Origin of the sequence: Virgibacillus sp. L01, from assembly GCF_052246775.1 — a bacterium.
Taxonomy (GTDB): domain Bacteria; phylum Bacillota; class Bacilli; order Bacillales; family Amphibacillaceae; genus Lentibacillus.
On sequence record NZ_JBQQCP010000006.1, the window covers coordinates 127,518 to 143,023 of the forward strand.

Annotated in this window: 17 protein-coding genes and 1 pseudogene; 8 read left to right on the plus strand and 10 right to left on the minus strand. The window is 33.9% G+C overall.

Annotated features, from left to right (window positions below):
• Positions 1-21 precede the first annotated feature (21 nt).
• The gene (locus tag ACTWQM_RS12640) at positions 22-816 is read right to left on the minus strand and encodes a DUF2935 domain-containing protein (RefSeq protein WP_443258521.1); all 795 of its coding nucleotides are present in this window, start codon (positions 814-816) and stop codon (positions 22-24) included.
• Between the two features lie 527 nt (positions 817-1,343).
• Positions 1,344-2,702 carry a TrkH family potassium uptake protein gene (locus ACTWQM_RS12645; protein WP_443258522.1) on the minus strand — a complete coding sequence of 453 codons (1,359 nt, stop codon included), beginning with the start codon at positions 2,700-2,702 and terminating at the stop codon, positions 1,344-1,346.
• Between the two features lie 278 nt (positions 2,703-2,980).
• On the opposite strand from ACTWQM_RS12645, the gene ACTWQM_RS12650 reads away from it, so the two are divergent.
• The 3 genes from ACTWQM_RS12650 (at position 2,981) to ACTWQM_RS12660 (ending at position 5,695) form a co-directional block, all read left to right on the plus strand.
• Positions 2,981-3,655: a potassium channel family protein gene (locus tag ACTWQM_RS12650; RefSeq protein ID WP_443258523.1), complete on the plus strand. Its 675-nt coding sequence runs from the start codon at positions 2,981-2,983 to the stop codon at positions 3,653-3,655.
• 4 nt (positions 3,656-3,659) lie between these two features.
• Positions 3,660-4,985: a TrkH family potassium uptake protein gene (locus ACTWQM_RS12655; RefSeq protein ID WP_443258524.1), complete on the plus strand. Its 1,326-nt coding sequence runs from the start codon at positions 3,660-3,662 to the stop codon at positions 4,983-4,985.
• 71 nt (positions 4,986-5,056) lie between these two features.
• Entirely contained in the window at positions 5,057-5,695 is a 639-nt protein-coding gene (locus ACTWQM_RS12660) for an NAD-binding protein (RefSeq protein WP_443258525.1), read from the plus strand.
• Positions 5,696-5,779: 84 nt separating this feature from the next.
• Here ACTWQM_RS12660 and ACTWQM_RS12665 read toward each other — a convergent pair whose 3' ends face one another.
• The 5 genes from ACTWQM_RS12665 to ACTWQM_RS12685 form a co-directional block, all read right to left on the minus strand.
• Complete coding sequence (locus ACTWQM_RS12665; protein ID WP_443258526.1) at positions 5,780-6,106, minus strand: hypothetical protein; 327 nt, start codon at positions 6,104-6,106, stop codon at positions 5,780-5,782.
• 284 nt (positions 6,107-6,390) lie between these two features.
• On the minus strand, positions 6,391-7,755 hold the full coding sequence (locus ACTWQM_RS12670; protein ID WP_443258527.1) for a DUF4179 domain-containing protein: 1,365 nt from the start codon (positions 7,753-7,755) through the stop codon (positions 6,391-6,393).
• Entirely contained in the window at positions 7,736-8,269 is a 534-nt protein-coding gene (locus tag ACTWQM_RS12675) for a sigma-70 family RNA polymerase sigma factor (RefSeq protein ID WP_443258528.1), read from the minus strand. The genes ACTWQM_RS12670 and ACTWQM_RS12675 overlap by 20 nt, the downstream gene beginning before the upstream one ends.
• A gap of 287 nt (positions 8,270-8,556) precedes the next feature.
• Positions 8,557-8,955 carry a VOC family protein gene (locus ACTWQM_RS12680; protein ID WP_443258529.1) on the minus strand — a complete coding sequence of 133 codons (399 nt, stop codon included), beginning with the start codon at positions 8,953-8,955 and terminating at the stop codon, positions 8,557-8,559.
• Positions 8,956-9,073: 118 nt separating this feature from the next.
• Positions 9,074-9,673, minus strand: coding sequence for a CBO0543 family protein (locus ACTWQM_RS12685; RefSeq protein WP_443258530.1), 600 nt, complete (start codon positions 9,671-9,673; stop codon positions 9,074-9,076).
• A 258-nt stretch (positions 9,674-9,931) separates the two neighbouring features.
• On the opposite strand from ACTWQM_RS12685, the pseudogene ACTWQM_RS12690 reads away from it, so the two are divergent.
• The 5 genes and pseudogenes from ACTWQM_RS12690 to ACTWQM_RS12710 all read left to right on the plus strand — a co-directional run.
• Positions 9,932-10,135, plus strand: a pseudogene (locus ACTWQM_RS12690) (stage V sporulation protein R); the annotation flags it as partial.
• A 455-nt stretch (positions 10,136-10,590) separates the two neighbouring features.
• Positions 10,591-10,770 carry a hypothetical protein gene (locus ACTWQM_RS12695; RefSeq protein WP_443258531.1) on the plus strand — a complete coding sequence of 60 codons (180 nt, stop codon included), beginning with the start codon at positions 10,591-10,593 and terminating at the stop codon, positions 10,768-10,770.
• A gap of 30 nt (positions 10,771-10,800) precedes the next feature.
• Positions 10,801-11,844, plus strand: coding sequence for a LytTR family transcriptional regulator DNA-binding domain-containing protein (locus ACTWQM_RS12700; protein ID WP_443258532.1), 1,044 nt, complete (start codon positions 10,801-10,803; stop codon positions 11,842-11,844).
• 117 nt (positions 11,845-11,961) lie between these two features.
• The gene (locus ACTWQM_RS12705) at positions 11,962-12,810 is read left to right on the plus strand and encodes an ABC transporter ATP-binding protein (RefSeq protein WP_443258533.1); all 849 of its coding nucleotides are present in this window, start codon (positions 11,962-11,964) and stop codon (positions 12,808-12,810) included.
• A complete protein-coding gene (locus tag ACTWQM_RS12710; protein ID WP_443258534.1) occupies positions 12,807-13,517 on the plus strand; it encodes an ABC transporter permease in 711 nt (236 codons plus the stop codon). Before ACTWQM_RS12705 ends, ACTWQM_RS12710 begins: the two co-directional genes overlap by 4 nt.
• 185 nt (positions 13,518-13,702) lie before the next feature.
• Here the strand turns inward: ACTWQM_RS12710 and ACTWQM_RS12715 are convergent, their stop codons facing one another.
• The 3 genes from ACTWQM_RS12715 to ACTWQM_RS12725 all read right to left on the minus strand — a co-directional run bounded on the left by ACTWQM_RS12715 (position 13,703) and on the right by ACTWQM_RS12725 (position 15,478).
• The gene (locus ACTWQM_RS12715; protein WP_443258535.1) at positions 13,703-14,137 is read right to left on the minus strand and encodes a hypothetical protein; all 435 of its coding nucleotides are present in this window, start codon (positions 14,135-14,137) and stop codon (positions 13,703-13,705) included.
• 184 nt (positions 14,138-14,321) lie between these two features.
• Positions 14,322-14,849: a hypothetical protein gene (locus ACTWQM_RS12720; protein ID WP_443258536.1), complete on the minus strand. Its 528-nt coding sequence runs from the start codon at positions 14,847-14,849 to the stop codon at positions 14,322-14,324.
• Between the two features lie 164 nt (positions 14,850-15,013).
• Entirely contained in the window at positions 15,014-15,478 is a 465-nt protein-coding gene (locus ACTWQM_RS12725) for an NUDIX hydrolase (protein WP_443258537.1), read from the minus strand.
• Between the last annotated feature and the right edge of the window lie 28 nt (positions 15,479-15,506).

Consider the following 15,506-nt stretch of genomic DNA (forward strand, 5'->3'; position numbering starts at 1 on the left):
TTATTCACAAATTCTCATTTACTACTGATTTGATGTTGAAAGATGGCTCTCAAATAAATCTATAATTTCCAGAAATCTTTCAGCTTCTCTAAATGTATGATCAGCTAGGAGTGGATGAATATTACTTTTAATGCGACAAGCCTCTATTAAATCTCTTGCTGTTTTCTTAAAATCCCGTAATGAAACTACTGAGACTCTATTTTGATCGAGGAATTGATCCAGTAATGGAACAGTTTCAGATTGCGGACGCATAGAATCTAAATCAACGGCCTGGAAAACCAGTTGATCAAAATCATGGCTGAATTCTCTTGCCTGTTCCACTAGCTGTCTTTCAGAAGGATCTAAAAGATGTCCGATAAATTTGGAATGGTCTGCCATAATCTTTAAGAAGAATAGATTTTCTTGGATAATCGTATCAGGTTCGGGGACAAGTTTTCCTTCGTTGAGGTCTTTTAATCTGTTGGCAAAATAAGCTGCTTCTCTGCTAATATGGTCGACTAATAAAGGAAAGTTATTTGATTGAATTTCACAACGTAAAGTTAACCCTAAAACTTTTCTTTTGTAACTCCAAATGGCAACAGCTGCCTGATAAACCTCTTTGTTAAAAGCTTGAACTTGGCGCAGATCTGAGTTTACAGAAAACCTTGCCAACTTTTCTTCTATTCGATCAAAAAGGGTAATGAACTGTTGGGCTTCTTCAATTAATCGATTTTGTTCATAGGTGAATCCCAAGCTTAAAAATAAAGCATGCTCCTTCATGATTCTCGACCAAAATTGAATTTCATCCAAGGATTTCGTTACAATTGGATTCGTCAATATATCCCCTCCTGATATTACTCTTCCTTCCCATATTTATGTAGGTCAATTTGTCCCTATTCTTGCTATTCCATAAGACTGTTTAAAATCTTTTTTCGATGCTTTCTTAGATTCCACGCTGCTTAGTCTTGTGAGGTGAAAACAGTGATTCGCAAGTTAAATCTCACCAATACTTACATAATTTTTACCATAAAAATTCACAGAAAAAATGACTTGGAAATTTTTCCATGCCATTTTTCATTACTAATATCTTTTGTTAAATTAAAGCGCCGATAGCACAACAATGTTTTCTAGAGTCAGATAATAACATATTTAAATTAATAAATTTCAATACTAAATAATTTTTTTACTTATAATAACTCCTAAAATAATAAATACTATTTTGACAATAATGCTATAAATATTTGGATGTGTCTCTATATAAAGAACGTGAAAATTACTAATAATTATCAATAGCGAAATCCTTGATAAAACAGTACCAATAAATAAACCCACTAGACCTCCAACTAGCGTATTCTTTATATCCATTAGCCAATAATCACCTTCTCCTTTGGATAGTGATATAAATCCCTTGTTTCTTTACCTCTCATAAGAAATAAAAATGAGAATATTCCAATTCTGCCTACAAACATCATGAAAATAATGACACATTTACCGATAGTGCTTAACTCTGAGGTGATTCCCATGGAAAGTCCAGTCGTCCCAAAGGCTGAGCAAACCTCAAAAATTATTTCTATGATTGGAAAAGGCTCAATGCTCGCTAAGAAAATAATTGCCGTTGCACAAAGCATAATTGCCGTTGTAATTACAATAAAGGACCGATAAATATCATCTGGATCAATTTCTCTTCCATACACCTTAATACTTGATTTCCCTTTCGCATGATTAAGAATCGCTAATAACATAATAGCAAAAGTTGTTGTTCTAATTCCCCCACCAACACTACTTGGAGAGGCACCGATAAACATTAAAATACAAATAACTAGCAATGTCGGAATAGTGAATTCACTAACATCCATTGTAGCTAAACCACCATTTCTTGTGGTAACGGACTGAAACAGGCTATAAAATAATTTCTCATGCCAAAGCTTGCCTGCTAAAAAAGCATTGCGTTCTAAAATATAAATTAATAGCCAGCCAGCAAGTAAGAGACTGAAGAAAGTGAAACTTGTTATTTTTGTAAAAAGGGAGAAATGATATTTATTATTAATATCCCGATAATTTCCACTAAGTAAATCCTGAACCTCTATTAGTACAGGAAATCCGATTGCTCCTAAAATTAGCAGAAGCATATTTATAAATTGCACAAAATAATCGTGAGCAAAAGGGATTAGCGAAGATCCGGTTATATCAAATCCTGCATTAGTTGTTGCACTCACAGCACCAAAAAAACCCTGTAACAATGCTTCTTGCCATGTGTCAAAATAACTCAAAAAATATGTACTCAAAACGATTGTTCCAAATAATTCAATGATAAGTATTATTTTAAAAATACTTATCATTAATTTTACCAATCCGGAAAACGTGGTTCTATTTTGATCAATCTTAATTAACTGTCTTCCTCGAAGCCCAACTTTCTTTCCAAGTAATATCCATATAAAAGTTCCTAAAGTCATAATTCCAATTCCACCAAACTGCAGAATTATAGCAAGGACTACTTTACCAGCAACATTAAATGTTTCTGCAGTTGAAACAACAGTTAATCCGGTAACACTTATTGCACTTACAGCAGTAAATAATGTATCTATAAAGGACAAGCCTACACCTGTTTGATGAAAATAAGGTATGCTTATTAAAATTGTTGAAAACAAAACTGCAATTAAGTAAAAAAGAACAATGAGATGAATAGTAGATAAACGATTTATAAATAAATTGAATGCTGACATCACTGAAAAAACCCCTTAACTCGCATTTAAACTATCCCTTTTCAAAAATCATAACTACATAATAAAACTTAACATGAAAAAGCACAATATAAAGTTAGTGAGATTTAAATGATTATTGTTTCCATAATGGTTTCTAATAATCACTTCAACTACGTTCTATCAACTTAATTGTAAGAATCCAATACAAAATATACTTGTAAGATAACACTTAACTTATATTAATTTAAAATTATGTAGATACTGTAAATAACACCCTAACAAGGAAAGGAAGTACCAACTTGAAGCAAAAACCAGTACGTAAAGAATTTGCAGTAATTGGGTTAGGGCGTTTCGGTGGAAACTTGTGTAAGGAGTTGGTAAGCCAAGGTGTTGATGTCCTGGCTTTAGATAAAAGCCTAGAACGTGTTCAAGAATTTTCATCTTTAGTTAGCCATGCTGCAGAATTAGATGCTATAGATGAAGAATCATTAAAAACCGTGGGAATCAGTAATTTTAATTGTGTAATTATCAGCCTTGGCAAGGGTATACAATCCAGTATTTTAGCAACCCTTATCCTGAAAGAAATGGGAATAGAACAAGTTTGGGTGAAAGCACAGGATGAATATCACGAGAAAGTGTTAAGAAAGATTGGTGCTGATAAGATAATTCACCCTGAACGTGACATGGCGATTCGTATTGCAAACCATATAGTATCAGATAAAGTAACTGACTACATAGAGTTATCTGATAAGTATAGCATCGTGGAAATTATAGCTAGTAAAAAAATTGCCGGAAAGACATTATCGGAATTAGATATACGAGCTAAGTACAATTGTAGTGTGATAGCAATTAAAAGAAGCTCCAACAATATTTTAATCTCGCCCCCGGCTGATATGAAAATTATTAGTACCGATATTTTAATTGCAATAGGGAGTAATAAAAATCTTGAACATTTTGAGAGTGAGGGGGTGTAGCTAGTTGAATGAGAAAAACATAATAAAAAGATTAGATCCTCCCCAATTCTTATTATTGATCTTTTTGACTTTTATATTTATAGGGACTTTATTATTAAAGTTACCCTTTGCTACTTCTGAACATATTACAGTTCTTAATGCCTTATTCACAGCAACATCGGCAATGACAGTTACTGGTCTTATTGTAGTAGATACAGGAACAGCGTTTACTTTATTTGGCCAAATCGTTATTCTTCTATTGATTCAACTTGGAGGATTAGGAATCATGACTTTTGCCGTTTTTATTTTTTTAATGGCAGGTAGAAAGATTGGTTTTAAGGAACATGTATTAATCACCCAATCATTAAACCAGAATTCAATCGGTGGCGTGATTATTCTGGCAAAAAAACTCCTAGTATTCTCCATAATAGTTGAAACTATTGTATTTACCTTGCTATCAATCCGTTGGGTCCCCATTCTAGGCTGGAAGGGTGGTTTGTTTGCTAGCTTATTTCATTCCATCTCTGCTTTTAATAATGCGGGTTTTTCCACTTGGTCAGATAGTTTATCACGGTTTATTGGAGATCCAATTATAAATATAATTATTACATTTTCATTCATACTAGGTGGTATAGGCTTTACAGTAATCTTCGATATTTGGAAGAAGAAAACGTTTGGAAAGTTCAGCTTACATACAAAACTAATGGTCGTTGGCACGATTGTAATAAATATCATTTCAATAATTTTTGTGTTATCACTAGAATTTGATAACCCAAACACAATTGGTAACCTCCCGTTAGGTGATAAAATACAAGCATCCTATTTTCAAGCATTAACACCTAGGACTGCAGGATTTAACACACTTGAGATAGCTAGTTTAAATGACTCGACCCTGTTCTTTATAATTTTATTAATGTTCATTGGTGCGGGTAGTGCCTCAACAGGTGGCGGGATAAAATTGACCACATTTCTCGCACTTATGCTCTCCGTTAGTTCATTTATTAAAAAGGAGAGTGAAATAAGCATTTTTCAACGGGCAATTACTGATTCAACGGTCGTCCGCTCATTAGCCATTACTGTCATTGGTGTTACTTTTGTTTTTATAGGCATTTTCATTCTGGATATAACTGAAAATGCTTCGTTTATTATGATTGTTTTTGAAGCTGTATCCGCATTTGGTACTGTTGGTTTATCCATGGGATTAACAGGAAATTTAACTTCGGTTGGTAAAATAATAATTATTACTATTATGGTTATCGGTAAAGTCGGACCATTGACACTAGCCTTTTCTATAGCAAACCATAAAAAAGTTAATGTTCGATATGCAAGAGAAGAAATATTAACTGGTTGATGGAGTAATTATATATATAGTTATTATTCGTACACAACAGGTAATATAATAACCAGAGATGAGGTGTGAAAATGAAAAATCACCAAGTAATTATAGGCTGGAATGAACGATCCAAGCAATTAATTAAGGAAATTAATGAGAAGAAAGAGGAAGAAAAAGTAGTATTGATTGACGCAACTCTAGATAACCCGCCAGAACTTAATTTTACGTTTATAAAAGGAGATGCCTCTAAAAGGGATACGCTGGAGCGAGCAGATATCGAACATGCTAAGACGGTTGTGGTGACTTCAGAGTCTACTGAAGGAGAAGACGTGGCAGATCAGTACAGTATTCTAGTTACTATATCTATAAGAGTAGCTAATCCGAATGTAAAAATCATAACAGAACTTCACACAAAAAAACATATTGAAAATGCTAAAAGAGCAGGAGCTACTACTATCATCCGAGCTAATGAGTTTATGGGAGGCATATTTTTCCATGGAACGTATACTGATTGTTTAAATAGGTCATCTATTGAACAAATAATCTCCCAACAGTATAAAACTTCACCTGTTCCTAATCACTTGATCGGAAAACAGTTTAGAGAATGTCAGAATAAATTTTTAGATAAAGATGATTTACTCATAGGGATAGTTTGTAATGGGAAAATGTCAATTAACCCTTCCTCTGAAAAAATAATAAACAATGGTGATTTGCTGATTTCAATATAGTATTAGAAAAGTTGGTTTGATTAATGTATGTGGTAATTATTACGAGAAGCGACTGTCCCCAATTGAATAATCGCACCCGGTTGCTTAGGAAACACCTTCCTTTCTCTCCTTTGAAAAACTAAATAATGCTATTGCTAAGCAAATCATACTCAATGCCCAAATAACCCCAGCAATACCTACTTGGAAAGAAATTTCTTCTGATGCCATCGCATGATTGTAGTCGAAAGCAATAGCCTTTAGTGCAAAATTCACTGCAAAAGAGACTAACAGTAAATGCAGTAAAGTCGAGATGTATCCCATACTATTATTTTTATTTTTCACCCAAAGTAACACAGTAACTAATATGGTAATCCCCATAACAACCACAAATCCAGCAATTAACAGACCCATAACTCCTTCTTCTAATGGCATTATAATTCCCCCTTATATTTTAATTATTTGTTAAACTATCCTGCTGCGGCGTTAGCACAAGAATCGACTATTCTTATTGAACAATCGCACCCGATAGTTTAAGTGTAATAATTCACAAACCCACCAAGCTTTTAGCCAATTAATGATAATATACCTTCATTTAGGATTCAATTATAAAAAGCAACATAGAGTTAAAGGAAACAAGCCATGACAATCTTTTAAGTTTTATTTTCGATAAAAGCCAACCTTCGTATAACGAGGTTGGCTTTTATAAGTTCTTCAATTTAATTCAAATCAATCCTAACCTTCTCTAATTCAACAGGAATATTGGCACTCAATGATCCCATATTAACTCTTATTACATAGTTATCTTTGCTGAAATCATTAATTTCACTAATATCATATGTGCTTGTAAATTTCAAGTCGTTTTTGTCAATTACTTCAACTGAGTGTTTGATCGGCTTCTTATAAATATCTTTTTCTGATTCTTTAACCAGTGTAACATCATTGCGAGCAAAATTACTAAAAAACGTGAAGTGTCGATTCATGTTATTACCATTATTTATTTGAAAATCAAAAGTGATGTTCTTATCCTGAACGGTAATATTTCCCATTTCAACAGCTAAATCTTGCCTTTCAGAATTAATTTCAACTGGAGTTGCTTCATCTAATTTAATAAAACGATCAGGTTCACTTAATGCCACTTTAGGAAGCACCTCTATATAACTAGTTTCTCCCTTTACTGACTGTGGTATAATACTTCTACCTTTAACAATAATTCTATTGTTCTCTTCGACAATTTCTAGATCTATTCCGTCTGTGGAGATATTTATTTCCTCACCTTTGTCATCATAAGCCTCTAGTCGTACTTGATCATGTTTTCCTTCAATCGGAAAAGTAGCAGTATAATTAATAGCCGTTGATGCTTTACCTTCAATAATTGAATCGAAATGAACATTTACCCCTGCATCTTTTTCTTTGGTTCCTTTGTCAACATTTACTGTCTGATATGGTAATTGATTTATTGGAACGTCGAACCGCCAACTTCCTTCCTTTCCACCTATCCTTTTGAATTCAAGTGGGAAAGAAGTTTCTGAAGGTAATTCAGTTTTAGGATAGCTTAATTGTATATGCCCAATATAACCATTTTCTGATGGCTCCATATATACTAGTTCCTTACTATCAGAAATGCCACCTTTACCATCAAATATTTCATAAAATCCTTGAACGCTGCCATCTTCTTCTGTTCTAACATTTCCTTTAACAGAAAAAGTGACTCCTACGACAGCTCCATCATAATAAGCATTCGTAATAGATACATCTACACCTTTATAACTAGAGGTTTGATTCAATTCTTTTATCAAATCTTGTGAATGTAAACTTCGACCTACAGCATCATTAAAAGCAGTATACACATTCCCAATTAAGGGTACTTCCGCCATTACGTGAGATAGAGAAGGAGAAATGAAACTGGAAGAAACAAATAAAGTTGCAGCTGCAACTGTAGACCATACAATTTTTCTTGCACTTTTTTTATTTTTAGATACATCATGACTAACACGTTCTTTTCCAGCCTTTATTGCATCTAAAACATCATCTTTAGGTACTTCAATCTTCTCATATACTTCTTTAAATAATTTTTTCTTCATTATAGTTCATTCCTCCTAACAATTTTTTTAATCGTTCTTTCCCTCTACTCAAATAAGTTTTAACCGTATTTTCAGGTATGTTCATCACTTTAGCTATTTCACTTATAGGGAGATCCTGAAAGTAAAAAAGAAAAATAGCATTTTTATGTTTTTCATTTAGCCTATTAACTGCCTCTAATAAGTCTAGGTTCTCCTCACTTTTTTTTCTTTTATCTGCAGTAAGCTCGACGAAATTGTTCAAAGGTAATTCTTTCTTACTCATTTTTAATACATCATACGCACAGTTTATAAGTATTTTTGTTAGCCAAGTTAAAAAGAACTTTTCATTTTTTAATTGACCAATTGATAAAAAAGCTTTGTAAGATGTCTCTTGGACAGCATCCAGAGCATCTTCACGATTCCGAACGTATAAGTAAGCAGTACGGTACAACTGATCACCGTGTAAAATAAGAAGTTCCTCCAGACATTCCTTGTTTCCTTTTATCGCCTTTTTAATAAGTTTAAGTTCATTCATCAGTTTGACCTCCTTCCCGCTTATTAGAGTGAAAATATTATAAAAAAGTTTCAACTTTTTCTATGAAAAAACAATGGTTCTGAACGTAAAAAAAAAGCGTCTTATGATAACGGGTTCCGTTTCCTATCGCAAAACTCGAAATTACATTATAAAATGTACCTAGAATTGTAGCGTGTTTTGTAGTTATATTTGTAATTAAAATTAAAAAATCTCAATTCACTGAACTGAGATTTTTCTTCTGTTTATTTTCAATTCCTTTTTGAACTAAGGCACCAGGTAGTAAAATTCTATTCAGGAGCAACTAGCTCTACTTTTATTCTATCTGGGTCTTCAAAATAAACGGCATAATAATCATTTCCCCCAGCAAACGGGTGTTTATCTAAGTAAAGAATGTTAACTTCTCTTTCTTTCAATTTGTTCGTAATCTCGTCTACGTGTTGACGTGATGATGCGTGAAATGCTAGATGATTAAGCCCTACTCTACATCTATGATATGGAGGGTCCAGAAACCTATCTTCTGCTTGAACAAAAACGATGTAAGTGTCACCCAGTTTCCAACTGTGACCACTCTCCCATTCTTGAAAAGAAGTATAACCTAATTCTTCTAGGAACCATCCCCAAAATTCAACGGTTTGTTCTAAATCTGAAACATATAACTCTATGTGATGCAGTAACCCTTGTGGCATACAAATCCCCTTTACAATTACTAAGTTCTTCTTCTTCAACTCTTCTGCGGCGTTAGTTCAATAAGCCAATATCATTAAACAATCGCACCCTTTAGTTTTTTAATTTATTTTGTTTTATCTAAAGAGAGCCTAAATAATAACCTCCGAGAAAAACTGTCACAATTAAAATGAAGTGAATAATTGCCCACCCTAGTTTACCGAATCTTAAAAACTGAATGTTAATAGGGTTTCTTGAATTTTCGGGTACTATAATTCCTCCAACCCATTCAAAAATCAAGAAAAATATCCACCACCAAGTATAAGAATCCCAAAAATCCCATTTAAAATTATATTCGATTAATCTTGTATTTGCTAATGCCCATGTTTCCCAAAACATACCTATATGAACGATTGTCCAATAAAAGGGTATTTTCCATCCCCAGTGGTCGGGGCTATAACGTACAGCTATTAGAACCATTATTGGAAAAGATAATGTAATGGAAGTAAGGGGCATAATTAGTATTTTCGGTAATAACAAATATGGAAATGAATAGAAATTTAATTTGACAAAGATATAACAAAGTATGTTGCCAACTAATGCAGATAAGATAAATAATAAACCATATTTTTTCCAATTTATTTTTAAAAATAAAATAAGAATAACCAATCCAATCAAATATCCAAAAATATAAATAAATGACTCAACATTAAAACCAATATTTATGAATTCCTTAACCATTTTATCGCTTCCAATATGTGTTTTTGATACTCATTATGTGTAATAATAGTTACTTTTACTATACTAACCTGCTACGTTACTTTAAGTACATTAATTTACGTACTTATTCTAACATAAAATTCCAATAATTCTTCAGAAGAATAGGATTGCCATAATTGACGATCCCTTGTTATACTATTGTACCCTTTAGGTGAATAACTATTTTTCAAGTCTTTTCTGTAAGAAATATTGATTAAATCCTTTTGGATGATTTTCAACAGTAATGGTAATTACTTACGGAATGGTGAGCTTTATCTTGTCCATGGCTATGAGGGAATTGAGCTCAATCTAAAGTACCTTGAAAATGGACTCCCATACATCTATCAGCTATGGGGGCGTGATGTGCATATGGAAACCTATGTCGAGGAAAAACAGGTTGTATTCTCGTATGATGGGAATAAGAAGCACAGGCGATTTGTATAAAATAAAAGCCGGAGATATAATTGAATATCTCCGGCATCCTAAATTTACAGACGTTTAACAGTGTTACTTTACAACTTAAAAGGGAAGCAAACCAAACCGAATACATCTTTAAAAAATAATCCTCACGTAATTATAGAGGGTTATTTTTATTGTCTCAGAAAGCGATAGTATGTAGCTGATTTTTTCAAAGAAACACCCCTACAAAGTGGTGTCTTCTATGCTATGATAAAAAGTAATAATTAACCAAGTAGCGGATTTACAAAATAGAAAGCCAGGTATATCAATCATCACTCGTTACAGTGGAGTAGCCCCTGGATGTGACGGCTAGCTGAACGATCTGGTGTACCCCACGTTCGAAAGTATACGAAGTTCTTCACCGCATAACGGAGAAAGGGGTAATTCTCGAATCGACAACTGAAAAAAAGCGACTTTATACTGCCCTTCCGCTCGAATCCATGATCGGAAACTACAGGAAGGAACAAGAGCCAATAGATGCAAAGTGGCAAGCTAACCGAACACAGTCCCGATCGCTTGTTACGTTTTTTACTGAAGATTACTATCATGATGTTGCCCTAACGAAAATCACACAAAAGTACGGTATTAAAGATGACTTGTATAGATTGGGTGGTAGATAATAGCAGTTTTCAATTAGGAAGGTGTTTTTCATGGTAGTATTAACGATTGAAAAGTTGGAGAAACAGATTGAAGATACGGTTGTATTTCCTGAATTTAACTTAGAAATCTTAAAGGGACAATCGGTTTCTATTTATTCAAATACAAATGTGCGCAATGTGTTACTACGTATGATAATGGGTGAAATTGCCACTTTAAATGGAAAGATAAATGTTAATGGAGAAATAGCTTCGCTTGATAAGTCGGCTTACCATTCACAAGTTGGAATTTCCTTTTTTGATGACGGTTTATATGAACGCTTAAGCATAAAGGATAATTTTCAGTTTTTCAGAAGATTATATAGTTCGAGCTACATGATTGACGATATGTTGGATCGTGTACAATTAGCCACAATTAAACATAAAAGAGCAAGTAAACTAACTTATTCTGAAAAAAGAAGGGTTCAAATGGCTCGGTTACTTTTTCACGATCCTTCATTAATCGTGTTAGAAGAGCCAGATCAGAATGTTGATGGTGAAACGAAACGATTCCTATTAAAAGTGCTCAGAGAACTACTGCAAAACGGCAAAAGTATTTTAATTTTAACAGGAAATATGGAAAGTGCGATTACTTTAACTGACTTTACCTACCGTTTAGATGAAAAGGGTTTATATAAAATTAACGTGAATGATCCATCGAGTGGTTCCATTAGAGAAGATAAAGGAGATATACTAGAAGAAGAACAAGGTATACCTATTCGATTTAATAAAATCCCAACAAGAGTAAATGAAAAAATTGTCCTGTTTGACCCCCCAGAAATTGATTATATTGAAAGTAATAGTGGACAGTCGCACGTATATATCAGGGGTGAAGGTTTTCCTTGCGTATTTACATTAACGGAGCTTGAAGAAAGATTACAGGCTTACGGCTTTTTTCGCTGCCATCGTTCCTATATTGTCAATTTACAAAAGGTTCGTGAAGTAGTGACATGGACTCGCAATAGTTTTAGTTTAGTCCTAGAGGATACGAAGAAATCGGAAATACCTCTGTCAAAGACTAAAATGGCAGAATTAAAAGGAATGCTAGGGCTAAATTAAGTTCCATTCAACAAGAATAGTCTCCATTCAACCTTAAATAACCTCTTTTCATAGAATAAATGCTGTGCTGGAATTGTATTTCTTTTATTCTAAATGTACAGCAGAGGAGGGGAAATAGTGGAGAATATAATCGAACTTAAATCCTTAGTAAAGATGTTTTCGAATCAGACGGCAATAGAAAATGTAAGTTTTGATGTGAAAAAGGGCGAGATATTTGGTTTACTTGGACCGAGTGGTTCGGGTAAAACGACGACAATTAAAATATTGACCGGACAAATATCTCCGACAGATGGAGTGGCACAAGTATTTGGAATACCTACCTCATCATTAAACAAAGCGGTTTACCGAAAAAGATTTGGTGTTCTGACCGATAACAGTGGTTTATATCATCGGTTATCCATTTACGATAATTTAAAACTCTATTGTGTTCTGTACGATGTACCGTTAAGCCGAATTGATGAGGTACTAAATATGGTGAACTTAAAAAAAGAGCAAAAAAAATTAGTCTCAAAGTTATCAAAGGGAATGCTACAGCGTGTTATACTTGCTCGAACTTTTTTACATGAACCAGAGCTGTTATTTTTGGATGAACCAACAGCTGCACTGGATCCGGCAAATTCCCAGCATATTCATCATGGCCTAAGGAAGCTGAATGAAAAAGGAACAACCATTTTTTTAACGACGCATGATATGAACGAAGCAGATTTATTATGCGATCGTGTTGCTTTTTTAAATAAGGGAAAGATTCAACAGCTCGATGAACCAGCAACGCTACGCCGGAAATTTTCGGATGCTACTGTGACTGTGGAATTGGTTGATGGAAGAAGCGTAATTTTACAGACAGGTCCTTCAAGTGCACAAGAGATGTATACGTACATGTCTAATAGTGAGGTAAGAGCTATTTATTCAAACGAACCAACACTAGGAGATATTTTTGTGGAAATAACAGGGAGGGAGCTAGTATGACATTCTCAATCAAACGTGTGTATGCAATTTTTCAAAAGGATGTTAAGGACATATTGAAAAACTTGTATGTATCAACCATGTTACCGGTACCGCTAGTGTTTTCTTTCATTGCTGGAAGGGAAGATAATCCGCCTGCTGAGGCACACTATATAGCAATCAATCTGGCATTTATAATAATTACAGCATTCCTTCAATGCGCCATCATTGCAGAGGAAAAGGAGAAGAACACGCTCCGTGGTCTTATGTTGTCACCAGCAAGCACGATGGAAATCCTCAGTGGAAAAAGTCTGTTAAGCTTCCTTTTTACTGTGGTGGCTATCCTTCTTGGTGTGACAATTTCTGGTTATCAACCTGCTAATATCTATATAATCTCGATAGCCATAATTATATCCATTATATTTTATATCGCTCTAGGAACATTACTTGGACTTGTATCAAAATCGGTAATGGAAGCATCGGTTCTAATGATGCCATTTCTTTTCATTTTTGGATTTGGGACATTTTTGCAAGGGTATATAGACAAATATCCTGTACTAACCTTTATCGAGTATCTCCCGAATATCCAATTGGTATCTTTAGCAAGTGAAGTGGAAATGGCAGGAGGAATAGCAGATGTATGGTCACAATTAGCTGTCATTACGATGTGGGCAGTTGTTGCAGGTATACTTGTAGTAACAGTATACAAAAGACGAGAAATGAATGAATAGTATAAGCTCGAATAACGCCGCCAGTCACCTTGTGTGTTGTTCCAGTCGTCGTGATGTGCATATGGAAACCTATGTCGAGGAAAAGCAGGTTGTGCTATCGTATGATAGGAATAGGATGCACAGGCGATTTGTATAAAATAAAAGCCGGAGATATGATTGAATATCTCCGGCATCTTCACAACAAATTAGCTAATTCTTTGTTTTCGAAAGCGTACTAAAATGACTATGACAATTGGTATTATAATTAAAAAAGGCAGGATTTTTGTGACTAAATTCATCCAATGAAAAGGTGCTTCTCTAGCATAGTCAGCTTTTTGCCATTTATTCTCTTCTACTTCAACAGCAATTGCAGTTTCAGTTGGTATACTGTTTATTTCAAAATACTTTGTTCCTTTGGGATAAACATTTGAGGCATTGCCATAGTAATTCCCAGTCATATCATTAGGTTTTGTCTTTACTTTCCCAATGATCTTCCCAACTTCATCTTCTAATACTTTTTCTTCTTTGACTTCATAGACATTTCCATTCCAAACAACAAATGAATACGCCCAACTTAGTGCTTGAACAGACGAGGTAAGCGTTATGATGAACAATATGAAAAACAATACAATTCTTTTCATAGCGCCCTCCCCCTTATAAGTAGTTAGTTCAATATCTCTATCCCTAATAGTAACATAATATTCCAAAAATAATGTTTTTGTTAGCAAATCAAAATATTATCGTCTTGTTTAATTCCTGGAATATCATTATTGCTTCTATAGGTGAGCAGAATGCGTCTCCTTATTGAAGGGAAGCATCCTTTGGTCAATAACTTTTCAATCTCTTTCCTTCTTCATTAAGAAATTGTAATTCATTCTTTTCAAATTCATCCGAACTTAATCCATGTAACAACCATGCTTTCATTTTTTTATCTTCCAAAGGGATAATATCAGCATTATGAATACCCAGTTGTACTTTAGCAACTTCGGATGCAGCAAACCCAATTCGGTAACCATCATGGCCTGTTGAATTTCCAGCATTTCCTACAGCAATATCTCCAACACCGACCATTTCAGCAAACTTCCAACCATATTTATTTTTAGTTATAATTGCTGCCGTTAAGTAGTTCTTTGGTTTATCCACTTCAGAATAGAAGAAGACATATGATACATTCTTGTCTTCAGAGAATTTAGTATCTATAACTTCCAAAATCTCAAAGTTTGGTTCTTCCATATTATTCAAAGCCTCTTTTGGTGTAGCGAATGAATTATTCTTTTTGTTAACATCTAAAGAAACATAAACTCCTATTGTCAAAATAAGTACGGTTACAATACTAATAATAACTTTTTTCATTCTTTTTTCCTTCCTTCCAGAGAAACATTAATTCTTCTTCAAAAATCTTACTCGGAAGCATTTCTGTATTTATCAGGCTGGTGCCTACTGAAACCTTAAGCGATGGCAGTTAATAGCGATAGGAATTAGCTCCCTCTCTAAAAGTTTTGACTCCTTTAGTTAAATTAACTTATTATCGGTAAGATTCGTTCTTCTGCCCATTGAAGTATAAACTGTTTTTGACGAGGGTTTAGGTTTTCAGGTAAATCTTCTTTTCGAAATAATCTATGTTCTTTACTTTCTATTCCTTTTTGTTTTAGTTCACCAATAAATTCTCGTGCCTTAAAAATAACCTGAACACTATACACCTTATCTTCGTTTGGATATTGAACAAAACAACTTTCCCCTGAATAAATCCCAAATAACTCTAGTTCATTGACTTCCAATCCCGTTTCCTCAAAGGTTTCTCTTTTAGCTGTTTCTTCAAATGATTCTCCAATTTCCATTACTCCACCAGGGATACACCAATTATCTTCATCAGTTCGATGCTGTAATAGTATACATTTATCCTCTTCAACAATTACCCCACACCCAACTGTAAATAGTGTTTCATGACCAATAAGCTTTCTCATATCTTCAATATAGTTCATTTTAAGTTATACTCCTATCAAATTTAGT

Excerpts from the sequence above, each read along its gene's own strand:
- ACTWQM_RS12710 (WP_443258534.1), top strand. The coding sequence starts at position 12,807 with ATGACATTCTCAATCAAACGTGTGTATGCAATTTTTCAAAAGGATGTT.
- ACTWQM_RS12645 (WP_443258522.1), bottom strand. The coding sequence starts at position 2,702 with ATGTCAGCATTCAATTTATTTATAAATCGTTTATCTACTATTCATCTC.
- ACTWQM_RS12675 (WP_443258528.1), bottom strand. The coding sequence starts at position 8,269 with ATGAATGAACTTAAACTTATTAAAAAGGCGATAAAAGGAAACAAGGAA.
- ACTWQM_RS12680 (WP_443258529.1), bottom strand. The coding sequence starts at position 8,955 with ATGCCACAAGGGTTACTGCATCACATAGAGTTATATGTTTCAGATTTA.
- ACTWQM_RS12715 (WP_443258535.1), bottom strand. The coding sequence starts at position 14,137 with ATGAAAAGAATTGTATTGTTTTTCATATTGTTCATCATAACGCTTACC.
- ACTWQM_RS12700 (WP_443258532.1), top strand. The coding sequence starts at position 10,801 with ATGGTAGTATTAACGATTGAAAAGTTGGAGAAACAGATTGAAGATACG.
- ACTWQM_RS12725 (WP_443258537.1), bottom strand. The coding sequence starts at position 15,478 with ATGAACTATATTGAAGATATGAGAAAGCTTATTGGTCATGAAACACTA.
- ACTWQM_RS12660 (WP_443258525.1), top strand. The coding sequence starts at position 5,057 with ATGAAAAATCACCAAGTAATTATAGGCTGGAATGAACGATCCAAGCAA.
- ACTWQM_RS12685 (WP_443258530.1), bottom strand. The coding sequence starts at position 9,673 with ATGGTTAAGGAATTCATAAATATTGGTTTTAATGTTGAGTCATTTATT.
- ACTWQM_RS12665 (WP_443258526.1), bottom strand. The coding sequence starts at position 6,106 with ATGCCATTAGAAGAAGGAGTTATGGGTCTGTTAATTGCTGGATTTGTG.
- ACTWQM_RS12695 (WP_443258531.1), top strand. The coding sequence starts at position 10,591 with ATGATCGGAAACTACAGGAAGGAACAAGAGCCAATAGATGCAAAGTGG.
- ACTWQM_RS12720 (WP_443258536.1), bottom strand. The coding sequence starts at position 14,849 with ATGAAAAAAGTTATTATTAGTATTGTAACCGTACTTATTTTGACAATA.
- ACTWQM_RS12670 (WP_443258527.1), bottom strand. The coding sequence starts at position 7,755 with ATGAAGAAAAAATTATTTAAAGAAGTATATGAGAAGATTGAAGTACCT.